At 56.8% G+C, this 14,282-nt stretch carries 3 protein-coding genes; 1 reads left to right on the top strand and 2 read right to left on the bottom strand.

Going from position 1 to position 14,282, the window contains the following annotated elements:
* The first annotated feature begins 10 nt into the window (after positions 1-10).
* The gene (locus MXE39_RS13045; protein WP_246977387.1) at positions 11-3,175 is read left to right on the top strand and encodes a PIN domain-containing protein; all 3,165 of its coding nucleotides are present in this window, start codon (positions 11-13) and stop codon (positions 3,173-3,175) included.
* A 255-nt stretch (positions 3,176-3,430) separates the two neighbouring features.
* Here MXE39_RS13045 and MXE39_RS00270 read toward each other — a convergent pair whose 3' ends face one another.
* Positions 3,431-11,029 carry a hypothetical protein gene (locus MXE39_RS00270; protein WP_246977386.1) on the bottom strand — a complete coding sequence of 2,533 codons (7,599 nt, stop codon included), beginning with the start codon at positions 11,027-11,029 and terminating at the stop codon, positions 3,431-3,433.
* Between the two features lie 1,055 nt (positions 11,030-12,084).
* Positions 12,085-13,968 carry a peptidoglycan DD-metalloendopeptidase family protein gene (locus tag MXE39_RS00265; protein ID WP_246977385.1) on the bottom strand — a complete coding sequence of 628 codons (1,884 nt, stop codon included), beginning with the start codon at positions 13,966-13,968 and terminating at the stop codon, positions 12,085-12,087.
* Positions 13,969-14,282: the final 314 nt, after the last annotated feature.

Below are 14,282 nucleotides of genomic sequence, written 5' to 3'. Positions count from 1 at the left end.
GAAGGTAAACGTGAGTACTGTAAGTCTTGTCAAGGCTCAGCTTTGCTGTCCGCTCAATCCGTTACGTGTCTCCTATTACTATCGTGAGGTACGTTACGCCACCGTTTTTGATGAGCTGCTCTTAAGCCTGCCACTGCGTCACCATGATCTGGGCAATGCTTCGCTCAGTGCCATATGCGAGGTCTTTAAAATTGAGCCCATCTTCATTCGCAGCTCTTTGAGCGCCCTGCTCTCTGCCGGCCTGCTGACCATTGACGACAGGGGCACAGCTGCTGCAGGCAGCAGCCGCTCTGCTGGCAGTGCAGCTGCCAGTGAGGCTGGAAGTGGCGGCACTGACGGCAGTGGCGTCAGTGATGATGACGGGCGCCGTGATCTGGAGGCCGGAGAAGGATCTGCTGTTAATGCTGCAGCTCTTGATCTGCAGGCCATTACCGTGGGCAGTCTGAGCATTACCCCTAAGGGCCAGGATTTCTTTAAGGACAAGCTGGTTCCGGGCATGCTTACCCGTGCTGATAATACTTTCTTCTATCATCCGCTTGAGGATGATCTGTGTTCGCACAATGTCACCATGGCGCTGTTGCAGCGTGCTGCTGCTCATGCAGACAGCGTGACCGCCGCCCGTATGGCTCAGTTTGCTCAGCCAGGCTCCGTCGGTGACGGTCTGGCCGTAGTGAACTGGTATGGCCTTGCCCGCGCTCTTTCTTTTAATGACGGTGAAGATGAAGGCCACGGTTCGGGCAGAGACGAGGATGGCGGGAGCAAAAACAGCTCTCTGCCTGCATGGGAGAGTAATGCTGCTTCTTCATGGGCCCGTGGTGAGGCTGCACTTCCTGAAGATGAGGACAGTGCTGAAGATGAGCCTGAGATAATTGCCGATCAGGCCTCTTATGCAGAGCAGGCCCGTACTCTGTTAGATGACAAGGGACAGGAGGCGCTGCGCAATCTGGTAATGCCAGGCGACAGACGTCTTAAGGAACTTGGCCATCACGAACTGCCACATATGGAGTGGTTTACTGACAGTGTCATGCTGGAAAATGACGGCATTAAGTGCAGCGTGCAAAATGATATCAGGGTTGAGCCTCAGATCATGTCTTTCGAGCTTTCACTTGATCAGGACAACAGACTGAGTGTAGTCAGCACCGATCCTGATCTCAGTGCCTGGCTTGAACGCACTGACAGCAGCACTGTATTCAGCCTGATTACCCGTCCACTGATGCAGCGTATGGTGCCGGACGCCATGGTGGCTGTTCCGGCATCATCAAGTGCACGACAGAGCAAAAACATAGCCCGTGATATGGAGAGATTTGAGGCTCTGGCTGCAAGGGTACGCAAAGGCGGTAAGACAACTCCGGCTGATATCAGCTTCTTTACCCGCAAATATGATCTGAAAACCGCTCAGGTAAAGGATCTCTTCCGTCTGCCAGATCCTGTCGACGGTCTGCGCCAGCTCATTATGGGACATAAAACCTCTGCCCTGTCGCGAGTACTTGCAGGCCGTAAGGCTGTAATCAGTCTGCCGTCTCAAAGCACTCAGGTAATGATTGCCCGCAAGAAGGTGACCCCGCGTTCAGCTGAAGTCTGTGAGGGAGAGGAGCGTGCTGTTCCTGCCAGCCTCAGTGAAATCGAAGCTGCAGCCGGATCGCTGTGTATTGTGATTGACAATACAGTTAAAGAGGCCTGTGTGGACAGCTCTCTGGTAATGCATCTGCCCAACAGTGCCCTGTCTTTGCCCGGCAATGACACTCAGGTGCTTTATACCGGACTTGAAAGCTCTGATTACTGTGCTCTGGTCAGCAGCTCAATACAGGCCATTATGGGCGACGACTGCATCAATCTTCCCATGGTTGAGGCCGTGATCCACAAGGGTCCGTCCTTAAGTTCCATGGCTCCATTTGACCGCCCTGGTCCTGCTGTTGTGGTATGGCTGGCCCAGAGCAGCTCTGTTGATATCTGCTCATGGTTAAAGGGCTGGTCACAGCTTTATCTGGTTGAGCTGCTCAGAGTAATGAAGATCTGCTCAGTTAATGTTACTGATCGATCCTCATGGATTAAGGCAGCCACTCCGGCCAGCACCTGGCATGAGCTGGCCGCCATGCTGGCTTTAAGTGACAGCACTTATGAGCCTGAGGCAGCCGCCGGAAGTGCCCTTAGCCAATTTGAAAGCCGTGTTGCCGAGCAGACTCTCAACGACAGCACCATGCAGAAAACTGTCATTTCCATAAGTCAGGTTGCCAGCTGGCTGGGTCAGGCTCTGTTTGACCTGGCATTCCGTCAGCAAAGCCCGGAGCAGGTGCTCAGGAGCACATCAAAGGTCAATAAGGAGAACCTGGACAGGGTCATTGCTCAGGACAGGGCTGAACAGGGCAACCGCCGCCGTTCATTGCTTGAGCTGCCTGGCGGTGCCGGACGTGGCAGTGCGGGCATGATGGACCCTGACAACTCTTTGACTGCTGTTTATTCAGGTATCAGCACTGATGTCATAACAGCCAATATGCTCGAGCATATTATGCTGCGTCTGCGTATCAGCGAGTTTGAAGAAGTGCAGCGTTACTTCAACATGATCAGCAATGCCTGTGAGGGTGAGCAGCCTGATCCTAAGCTGGTTGGACCTGAACTGTCCCGTGCCATTCTGTCCTGGACTGCTGTGCTTAACACTTTCCGTAAGGACTGCAGCGGAATTGACTCAACAGGTCTTAACAGTCTGACCGGCCGCATCAGTACGCTGATGCAAAAGCTCAATGAATACTTTGAGCCTTATCATGCCGGTGAGCGCTTTGCCATTGTCGATACCAATTACCTGATAGACAACAGCGACAGACTTGCTCTGCTCAAGAAGGACTTCACCATTGTGGTTCCTGAGGTGGTGCTGCGTGAGCTTGATCGCAAGAAGTTTGACAGTCGCAACGGCAGTAATGGCGGTAATGCTCAGCTTGGTCATGCCGTGCGTAGGGCCGTGACCGCTCTTGAGGAGCTTGATCTCAAGCGCTCAGCTGTAGCTGCTCCACAAAACTGTCGTGACTATCTAAACTCTTTTGGAAAGGATCGTACCAGTGGCGATGATCTGATACTGGCAACAGCTTTACATTACAAGCTCAATGACATTGTTCTGTACACAGCTGACCGCATTTTAAGCAGCCGTGCTCAGATGCTGGGTATCCCGACCAAATCCTTATAGCACCTGCCGCCCTCAGTAAGTCTGCAACTGCAGCCTGGCCTGAGGGCGGGCATGGCAACCCTCCGGGCCTTGCGTTCCGCTTCAGGCCTGGCACCAGCAAAAAGACCCGCAAACAGCGGGTCTCTTTTTATCTGTATATATTGAAATATTTAAATTGTCAGGCCAATGTGGCCGGTCGGGCTGAATCTGCCTGCGGCTGCTGCAGCAGCTGCCAGTGCAGCTGCAGTGGCAGCAGCTTTGACAGCGGCTTTCCTGTTATTTAGGGGAGCGGACCACAATGGTCTGAGGGACGCTGGTGTCCTCCTGGACCTTTTTGAGCTGGTTGCGCAGTGAGTTTTCAGCTGAGCGGGCCAGGTCTTCAGTGGAGCCGGCAATGGCAGTAGGTGCTACAGGCTTGCCCTCATCGGACCTGTCTCTGGCAGGGGCTGACTTTTTATCCTTCTTGGGAGCTGCTACCACCATGGTAGGAGCTACGCTGTCATCTTCCTGCACTTTCTTGAGCTGATTGCGCAGTGAGTTTTCAGCTGAGCGGGCCAGCTCCTCGGTTGAGCCCTCGATAGCAGTAGGAGAGGCCGGTTCCGGACGGGCCGGAGCAGCTGCCTTGTTATCTTTGCGTGGGGCACCGACCACCATGGTAGGTGCGACGCTGGCATCTTCCTGAGCCTTCTTGCGCTGGACACGCAGTGAGTTTTCAGCTGAGCGCTCCAGAGCGGCCACTGATCCCTCGATGGCGGTAGGAGAGGCCGGCTGTGGGGCATCGTCCTTCTTTTCCTTGCGCTGGGCACCTACCACCATGGTAGGGGCTACGCTGTCATCTTCCTGCACTTTCTTGAGCTGATTGCGCAGGGAGTTTTCAGCTGAGCGGGCCAGTACCTCGGTAGAGCCTTCGATAGCAGTAGGAGAGGCCGGTTCCGGACGGGCCGGAGCTTCTGCCTTGTTCTCCTTGCGCGGAGCCCCTACCACCATGGTAGGAGCGACGCTGGCATCTTCCTGAACTTTCTTGCGCTGCACACGCAGAGAGTTTTCAGCAGAGCGGGCCAGGTCAGCTACTGATCCCTCAATAGCTGTTGGTGATGCCGGCTCAGGGCGTGAAGCGGCTGTGGCAGCCTCCGGCTGAGCACCTTTGCGCTTGGAAATCAGAGCATTACCGTCATCAGAGAGGCTGAACTCCTGATCACTGCTGCCAGCCTTGTCCTGAGACTGAACGCGCTGAGCGCGGCGCAGGTTGGCATTTGGAGTGCGCAGAATACGTACACCTGGATTTGATGAGGCTACAGTCTCCATTGGCTCCTGAGTGTAGGTGGAATTCTTGAAAGTATCGCTCTTTGGCTCAGCCATAGGCAGAGAGGTGGAGCGTCCTACTACACGGGTGGTGGACGGATTCTGAGCCGGGGCGGCGACGGTACCAATGCTGGTGGCCAGTACCGGCTCGGGCTCCTTCATGGCAGTGCTGGTAGTGGTATAGCCCTGCTCTACAGCATCAGGGTCGATATTCTTGGCTACACCAAAGTTATCAAGGTCAATATAGGTGCCCTTGCGGCGGCTGCCACTGTCTGCTGAGTCGTCGCCATACATGGCACGGCGCAGAGCGGCACGGCGGGCCTGACGCTCGGCATCCTCTTCTGACAGCGGCTCCTGGTCCTGATCCGGGGTCACATCTGTGGCCTCAATAGTCAGGGTTTCAAGGGCATTATCATCACCATGCTGACGGCTCTGATTTATGCGCTCATCGGCATCATCAGAGAAGTCCTCATCAGCATAAAGCAGCTGGGCAATGGCCTCTTCGGTACCTACGCGGCGCAGACCGTCAAGCTCGCGGCGGGTAGCATCATCAAGAGGCTCCACATCAACAGAGTTGCGCAGCGCAGCCTTGGTCTGCAGTTTGTCAAAGACCAGCACGTTCTGACCGGTGCCAGTGTCTGAACCAAATTCAGGGGCCGGGCTGACCTGCTCCTGTACCTTGGCATCAGCAGCACTCTTCTCCCAGAATCTGTGCTCATTGTGAATCTGGGCAGCATCAACCACCACAGCCTCAGCATCGGCCACAGTTTCAGCCTCAGCCACCACAGTCTCTGCCACCGGCTGGGCAACAGCAGTAACCGGCTCAGCAGCTGCAGCTGCAGCCTGCGCAGCAGCGGCTGTCTCAGCTTCGGCAGCCTCTCTGGCAAGGCGTCTGGCCTCACGTGCTGCCTCAGCCTCAGCCATGGCACGGTTAGCTTTCTCCTCAGCGGCGGCTGTGGCAGCAGCTGCAGCGGCGCTTTCTTCGGCGGCCTGCTCACGGGCATTTTCAATAAGCTGATTGAGAGCTGCAATGTCAGGGCGATCCTGCGCTGCAGCCTGGCTGTCAGCAGCGTTGCTGGCTGTGCTGTCTGCAGCAGCTGCTTCGACAGTGGCACCAGTGTCCTCACTGGCACTGGCAGTGGCGGCGTCTGAGCTCTGGCTGCGCTGCTCATCTTCGCGGGCCATGGCCTCGGTAATGCGCTTGCGGCGCTCCTCAACCTCAGCACGCAGAGCAGCTGCCTCGGCTTCAGCCTCGGCAAAGACTTCCTCAGGATCACGGGTGTTATGAGGGTCTTCGCTAACTACAAAGCGATTGCGGGCCATCATGTTCACGCTGGTATCAATAGCGCGGGTGACATCACTGTCTGATGGCAGAGTAAAGGCGTTACCCCCTGCAGCGCTTGCTGCAGCGGCGCCAGCCGCACCGGCTGCACCTGCGGCGCTGGCAGCTGCAGCAGCTGCGGCGGCTGTTTTGGCGGCTGCGGCAGCACCAGCGGCACCACCTTCAGGGCGCTCACTGATTTCAGGGCGCTGGGCGTCCATGCGCTCCTTGAGAGCAGAGGCTTCCATGCCTGAGGCACGGGCGGCAAGGCGCATGGTGATTTCTTCGAGCTTGCGACGGGCCTTTTCAGACTGACCGGCCTTCTGAGACTTGCTTGTGTCCTTAACCTTGCTGTCAGCTTCATTTCTGGCCGCATCGGCAGATTTGTCGGCCCTGGCATCCTTGTCAGCACGCTTTTCACCGGCCTTGCCAGAGACGCTTGCAGCTCTGGTCATGGCATTTGAAGCATCTGCACTGTGCTCGCCATCAACAGCATCTGCAGCTAAATCAGCTGCAGCAGCGGAGGCAGCAGCCTCAGGCTCAGCCTCAGGCTCAGTCTTAGCCTGTGGGGCAGTGCCGGCGGCAGCAGTTGAATCGGCTGCCTGGGCCACTGTGGTGGCTGGGGCAGCTGCAGCATTATCTGCCATGGCGCCATCCTGAGCAGGCACAGCTGCCGGGGCGGTGCTTTCTTCACCGGCCAGAGGATTGGCGGCAAATTCAGGAGTCTGCTCAGCCAGAGGATTGGTCATACCGTCAGCAAGAGCCGGAGCCACATCGTCATGACGGGCTGGGCGTAACTGTTCAGCAGCTGGAGATGGACGTACCTGCAGCTGGTCGTGGGCCGGTGAGCTGCGGCTTAAAGCAGCTGCACCCTCGGAGGCAGCTGCGCCGCTTTCAGGATTACCCAGCACTGACAATGCAAGGCTGGACTGCTCAGCAGCGCCGGCAGCAGCTTCATCGGCTGCAGCGGCGGATGTGGCAGGGGCGTCAACTTCATCAGCTGCGGCTGCAGCGGCGTCTGCGGCCGGGGCTGAGGCGCTCTCTGGTGCCTGGGCTTCATTTTCCTGAACTGTCTGTGTATCAGACTGTGCAGGGCTGTACGGGGCTGCAGGTATGCCTGTGGCGGCCTCGAGGAAGGCTGCATCATAAGCGGCGGCAGCACCTGGCCTGTCATGTGCCTTGCGCTCGGCAGCCATGGAGTCACGGCTGTCTCTGGTATCACTGCTGTCGCCGGTATCACGGCTGTCGCTGGTCTCAGGGGCATCCTGGGCTTCAATGGCATCAGCCTGTGGCTCGTAGTCAGCGGACAGGGCAGGTTCTGAGCTCAGCTGTGAGCCGGATTCATCGCGCAGATGCAGGCTGGCGGCGTCACTGGCGTCATCGTCAGCAGCGCGGTCATTGTCCTGTGCAGGTGGCTCTCCTGACTGGGCGCTTTGACCAGAGGAAATGATTGCAGCCTCACCTTCAGGGGTGAGCAGGCTGCCCATCTGGTCGCGGTCAATGTCAGTGGCATAGACACCGTTGTTGAGCGGTAAATCGTTGTGCTGATAAGAACTTGGCTCATCAATGGAGGCCAGAGTGTTGGAATTGATCTTCTCGTTAATGGAGGAAGCCAGCATGCTGGCAACCTGCTCAGAGCTGACCTCATTGCCCATCACATCTGAATCGGCTGCAGAGTCAGCTGCCTGTGCGGCAGTATCAGCCTTGTCCTCAGCCTCGGCGTCAGATGCGTCAGCAGCTGCTGCATCGGCATCAGCGGCCGGGGCGGCTGCGTCAGCAGCGTCGTCCTCGGGCTGGGCTTCGTCGGCCTGAGGCTGGATTTCATCGGCCACACCAATGTCCATGGCAGGCTGAGCATCATTATCGGCCTGCTGGTCGTCTGACTGGGCGGTGCTCTCTGCCGGGACCGGCTCGCTATCGGTGATGACAGTGGCCACGTCGGCAGGCTGGGCGTCGGCAGTCCGAGCTTCTGCAGACTGGGCGTCTGCAGGAGCCTGGGATGCAGCTGCAGCGTCAGCTGCAGGGTCAGTCTCCGGGGGCTGGGCTGCGGCCTGGAAGGCATCGGACATGGAGGCGGTGGCAGCCTGCATGCTGTCATTCAGGTCGGACTGGCTGCCGGTCTGGTCAGCCTTGCCGACCTTAGTGGCAGCCTCATCGGAAAGATTGAGGGCGTTGTCGGCAATAGCAGCAATGCGCTCAGCTTCAGCTGTAGTAGCGGCAGTGCCTGAGGTAAGGCCGGTGCCCTGAGCGGCTGCACCTGTGATGGCATCGCCTGACTGGCTGTCAGATCCGCGTCCCAGACGCAGGCTCTTAAAGAAGGAGGAAACGAGTTTTAAGGCTCCCTTGCCCTCTTCAACAGGGGCAGCGGCAGCAGGCTGGCTCAGCTCTGGCAGCGGCTCGGCACCATCAGAGCTCATGGCTGTGCCCTGAGCATCCTGACTGTCCTTGTCAGCTGTGCTGCCAGCCGGGGTAATATCAAGTTCAGAGCTCTGGGAGCTCAGATCTACCGGGGCAGCATTGTCATCAAGGCTGATGACGGTGCCGGTGGCGCCAGTGGAGGCGGCGTCAGGCAGACCTGGCTGAACAGACTGGTCTTGCAGGCCAGGCTGACCAGACTGGCCTTGCTGGCCTGAAAGGCCGGACGGGGCGGTCTGGGATGCCTGAGCTTCCCATGGCATGACCTCGCCTTCAGGAGCCTGGCTTACAGGGGCAAGGCCCGGGCTGGCAGGCTCTCCATCTGACTGTCTGGACTGGTCACGATTAAAGAGCTTTTTGATGCCCGAAAGAGGATCTCGTTCGTCAGCGGCCATAACCTCAACCTGGGTAGGCTTGAGCAGGTCTGCAAGTTCCTGACGGGAGCGCTCATCATCAGACATGGCGCCAGCTGAAGCACTGCTGGTGGAGCCGTCGGCTGATTTTTCGTTGATGCTGCGGGCAATGGCATCCTGGATGTCACTGCTGCGGGCCAGCTCACGCTGCTCCTTTGCCTGGGCGGCTTCCTGAGCTTTGAGGGAGCTTTCGCTGTCTTCAAGATTCTGTATGGTCAGCGCATCAATGGCTGACTGTGAGTCATCACCCTGACCGGCGGTAGATACGGAAATAGGGCGGGCTGAAAGCGGCCCCTCACTGGCACGTGCAGCAGCCTCGGCAGCAGTACGACTGGAGCGGGCAGCAGCAGCGGCCTCAGCCTGAGCGGCATTGGCAGCTTCAGCTGTGGTATAGCCATAGCCTGAATCAATATTGTTGCCATCCTGGCCCTCAGGGCGTGGACGGGCCGGACCGCTCAGGCGCTGAGCAAGGCGCAGCTCGGCTCCTGGCAGAGGTGAACCGTCAGGCTTGAGGAAGGCAGAAAGGGACTGTGGCTCGAGAGTACCACGGGCAATCTGGGTATAAAAAGATCCGTCCTCGTTGTGCTCCTGGCGAATTTCCTGAACCTGGCTTACAGTCTCACTGGACAGAGCCTCGGCGCGCTCGCTCAGCTGCTCAAGAGTGAGGGTAAGACGATCAGGACCATCAGGATCCATGTTGTTAACTGAAGTACCTTCACTGACAGCGGCGGCGGCAGGGCCAGCCAGGGCAGCAAAGGCACCTTCGGCACTGGCCGGAGTTACATAGCCAAGGCTGGCTTCTGGACTGGCGGTAACGGCCTCAACAATGTTGACAATCAGAGATGGCAGATACTCGAACATGCGCTTGTCGACATGCTCGGTAAGCAGGCTCAGGTGATCGCCCTTAATACCAAGAGTAATGGCAGGTACATTCAGGCCGTGAAGATTTTCAATGCCTACAGGGCACTCTCGTGCCAGAGTGGTCAGTGAGGAGTTCAGATTGACCGGACGGAGCAGACAGGCCTCACCCGGAGCATAGTGCATGGCCAGGGTAGGGGTAATCTTGCTTACTGAGGCAAATCGGCTGATAAGGCCGTCAAGCATCATAAAGAGCTCGCGATCCTGGCTTAAGCTGGCACTCAGACCCTGAGGAGGCAGGAAGTTGTCAGTAAAGTAAACCACTACTGACGGGCGTGGCAGCTTGGCCAGCTCGTTGAGGCGCTCAATAATGGTAATACTGGCCTGATGCAGTGACAGACCCTCAGAGCGGCACTTCTGCACCATGCCCTGCAGAGCCTTCTGCAGATTGCCATTGAAGTTATGACTGGCGCGCTCGAGCAGATCCGAGAATGAGACAACCTCGGCATCCTGTGACATTGGTACGAATACTTCGCCATTGAGCTCAGCATAGGCAGACTCACGCTGATCTACCAGTTCGGCAGCGTGTTCAATGGCTGCAGCAGCGGCCTTTTTAAGCAGCGCGAGCAGATCACCAAGGTCAACATTGACTATAGGCAGGGAGAAAGATACCTGCATGCCGTCAGGGCTGTAATCCTTGCCAAATTCCTTGACACGCAGACTGTCAAAGGTAGGGACCAGCGGGGTATTGTTAAGTGCACGGATGATGTCAGGATTGAGCTCAAGCTGACGGATCAGCTCAGAGGCAATAATAGATGCTGAGAAACCGGAGAATGGGCGGAAAGCGGATGTGGAGTTTCCGATAATGTAGAACGATGGCTCGACCTTGCCATAGTTGCCGGTGTAGATATGCAGATCCCTGTCATTGCGATGCAGAGGGAAGTTAGGGCGGGAATTGATGGCCAGCTTGAGATGCAGGCGCTCGCGCTCGGTCAGCTCCTCAAGATAAGGGATGCACTTCTTGATGCCGCGATGCGAAATGGCACTTTCAGAAGTACAGATAAAGAGGACGTTGACATTGAGGCGTACCTGATTGTCAGAAAGCTCCTTGAGAGCCACCAGCATGGAGCCGGTAGCGCACTTGGACTGCAGGACACCAAGGCCAAAGAGCAGCTCATCGTTTTCAATACCGGCACGGATGACAGGATCGGTAATGTCATCCATGGTGCTCAGACGGTTGCGCAGCTCATCACAGTTGGTGGAAAAACCCTTGAGGGCACCATAGTGATAAGGAGAGCTGGTGTCGGTGTCGCACAGCAGCACGATGGTATCGTCAACCGTATCCATGGCCCTGACCAGGGCTACAACTGAGCTCTTGCCTGATTCTCCATGGGAGATCAGGGTCAGATTTTCACTGTTCTTTTTGAAATAGGGAAATTCGCTCAGTCCATCATAGATGGCCTTGCAGATCAGGGCAGGGCCCTTGGCATGGGCCACAGATGGAATGGAAACCAGCCACCTGGTCAGGGTAGCAGCTTCTTTGGAAAGGTTAGTATTGGACAGCATCGCGATATCTACAGCGGGAAATACTCCCCGCCCTTAGGTAAAAAAGTCATCCTGTGCAACGACAGCTTCAGCTCTGAGCATGCTGTGCAGCCCCTGACGACCCTGCCAGGGCCCGGGCCTGCACCATCTGCCGGGCAGCCTGCATGCCCCTGAAGTCCGCTGCGCCGGAAATCAGAACAGATGCCTTTTAAAGAGGACTGAGCCTCAGGCTGCATACAGGTCCCAGTCTCAACTGCCATCAGGATCGTCACCCTGAGCAGCGAGCATGGTCAGACTGATACTGGTTGTTATGCCTGTCAGCAGATACTGTCCTGCAAGACAGTTCCTGCCGCCACATGAGGCATATTCAGAAAAATAAACCGGTGATTAACAGATTATATTGGACAGCGTACATCCGGCAAGAGATGAAACAGCAGTGACATACTGATGCCGGCAGTACGGCATATCCGTGAAGGCAATCTTTTCTGCTCTCAGGCCGGCCGGAACACCTGGGCCGGCATGCCCGGCGCCGATATGTCCGACACCGGGCACGGCATGCCCGGCTCCGGCCACGGCATGCCCGGCTCCGGCCACGGTATGCCTGGCGCCGGCAACGGTACTCCGGCGCGGGCAGAGCCCGGGCGCTGGTAACTGTCGGGTGCCAGGTGTGATATCAGCTGCATAACGCCTTATGTTGTGCAGAGAGCTCAACCTGACAGAGCCGCCAGGCCTGCCTTAATAGAATCCATGACCCTGACCGGGTCGGATCAAGCTATTATAGCCATAACCACGCCCGGTCCCAATACTTCCAGCTTGCAGGTGCGCGCCCGGCACCTTCTTTTTGGCAGGCCCGGGCCATAACCAGCCCCCAAAATGACCTGACCTGGCATGCCCAGGTATGGTCCTGACAGGACAGATGCATCTGGACTACCCTGTCGTAAGCGGCGGCCGGGGCGGCTGCAGCTCCTGCCGGAGCGGCTGGAGCGTCGGATGCAGGGGCGGTGGCTGTAGTGGGCTGCATACAAATCAGGCCGCCCCACGGGCGGCCTGATTGAGTGAACTGAGTCCGCCTGCTCTTATCTTGTGGCAGCCAGACGGTCGTTGTTCATGTCGGCACGCAGAATCTTTACGTTATTGGCAAAGGCCTCACGCTGTTCACGGGCCAGATTTGGATGATTGGAGCTTGGCAGCTCAATCTTGAGCGGGTTGACCGGACGGTCGTTAATACGGATCTCATAGTGCAGGTGCGGACCTGTGGTACGGCCGGTATTGCCTGATCGGGCAATGAGCTGACCTACAATAACCTTCTGACCGCGCTTGACCTCAGTTTTGGACAGGTGCATGTATACTGTGGAGAAGTTATTGGCGTGGCTGACAATCACGTAGTAACCGGCAGCACGCTGATAGCCTGAGAAGGTAACCACACCATCGGCAGGGGCATATACAGGGGTACCGACACTGGCCTTGAAGTCCACGCCATTATGCGGACTTACACGACGGGTCACAGGGTGACGGCGTGAAGGGTTAAAGTGTGAGGTAACCTTGATGTCTCCGGCCAGAGGGAAGCGACGGAAGATACCTGCAGTAGGAGTAAATTCGTTTTCGCCGTAGAAATTGTTGTCCTCAGGATTGATAAAGGACTCGAAATTGCCACGGTGGGTCTCAAAACGTACGGCATAAAGGGTAGCGTTGGTACCGATGCCGCTGAAGAGCACACGGAACTTGTCGCCCTGCTTTAAGGTACGGACATTGATCTTCTGCTTGAAGATATTTTCGATATTACGTATGTCAGCAGGGGTAAGACCGGCACGGCGACCTGCGGTGGCAAAGCTCTCACCCTTTTTGACTTCGGCAATGAGCAGACGAGGACGCTTGAGGTTGACGTTGTTGGCGCGATCGCGGGCTTCCTGCTCAGCACGGGCCTTGGCAAGAGCAGCCTCGCGAATGGCACGCTGCTTTGCGGCCTCAACGGCAAGAGGCATGGTCTCAGCCTGAGGAATTGATGCCAGCAGCTTCTGATCGTCAACATGATCATTGAGGTTTTCATAAACCACTCTGAAGTCATCTGTGGCGGCCATGCGGGTAAAGCGTACCTGCTCGGTTTTGTTAAGCGGCTTGACCATTTCCATGACCACATTTTCCTTGTCGATAAGGAAATAAATAGGGTCTCCCACCTTAAGGCGCAGGTCTTTGTTACCGGCTACCTTGGTAATACGGTTTAAGGTGGCATATGGCAGGTCAAGGAAGGTAAAGATGTCAGAGAGGGTATCGCCCCTGCGGATAGTCTGCTGATACCAGCTGCCCTCAGGACGGACCTCAGGGACATTGCCCATGGTCTCATCAGCTCCTTCGGCAGCACCAGGAGTGGTAATATCTGTTGAAGCCAGCTGATCGCCTGCAGTCTCTTCAGTAGCTGGCTGATCAGCAGCGCCTGGAGTAATGGTTACACCAGGGGCAGGAGTTTCGGCCTGAGCGGTCAGGTCGCCGCCAGTTGCCTCTTTGGTGCCGTCAGCCCAGGTGCCCTCTACAGGCGGAGCTGCCGGAGGTACTTCTGTTTCTGCGACAAAGATTTCGTCATCTTCAGGGATGTCAGTACCGGTCAGAGCAGTTCCCTGAGTGCCGGTAAGCTGATCGGCTGCATCGTTCTTGAAGTACTGGCTCGGGATGTCGTAATCGTCGTAGTTTTCGTTGTGCATGCCGGTAATTTCATTACTGGCGGCAAGCTCGTCGGCGGTCTGATCGCTTTTGAGATATTCGCGGCTGTCTGCAGTAAGGGCAGGAGTTCCCTCATCGCTGAAACGCTCCCATGTTGATGGCATAGGAAGCACGATTACGGCACACAGGGCGACGGTAATGACGACACTGGCAATGTGTTTGCGCGGCAAAATATAAGGGGCAATATTGTCACTGGCAATAAAGTCCTCATGCATCATGCGGTTAGTTACTTTGATATTTAACATGACTTACAAACACAGATTAACAGTAGTGAACTTACAGATGAGCAGCAGCTGCATCAGCAGGGCTGGTGCATACTCTGCCCGGTGCGATTACCTTTTATAACAGTCGCCGGGACTGCAGATCCCGGGGACAGGCTGGATAAGTCTGTGCGGCCTTCTCCTGGGGGCGCAGCAGACCATTGTGGGGGCTCAGATCAGCCTGGCCATACCTTGCAGAGCATTGCCTTGCCTGGCAGGGCAATGCCTGCAGGCAATGCCGGCAATTTGCCCGGCGGCCCTGACTGCAGGACCTGCAATGCATCTGAGGCTGTGCAGAT

The sequence above is a fragment of the Anaerobiospirillum sp. NML120511 genome (genome assembly GCF_023050955.1).
Lineage (GTDB): Bacteria > Pseudomonadota > Gammaproteobacteria > Enterobacterales > Succinivibrionaceae > Anaerobiospirillum.
Note: the sequence above shows the minus strand (reverse complement) of the source record. Positions and strands in the feature narration are given on the sequence as shown.

What these genes read in the sequence shown, in the direction of transcription:
- MXE39_RS00270 (WP_246977386.1), bottom strand. Translation starts at nt 11,029, where the DNA reads ATGCTGTCCAATACTAACCTTTCCAAAGAAGCTGCTACCCTGACCAGG.
- MXE39_RS00265 (WP_246977385.1), bottom strand. Translation starts at nt 13,968, where the DNA reads ATGTTAAATATCAAAGTAACTAACCGCATGATGCATGAGGACTTTATT.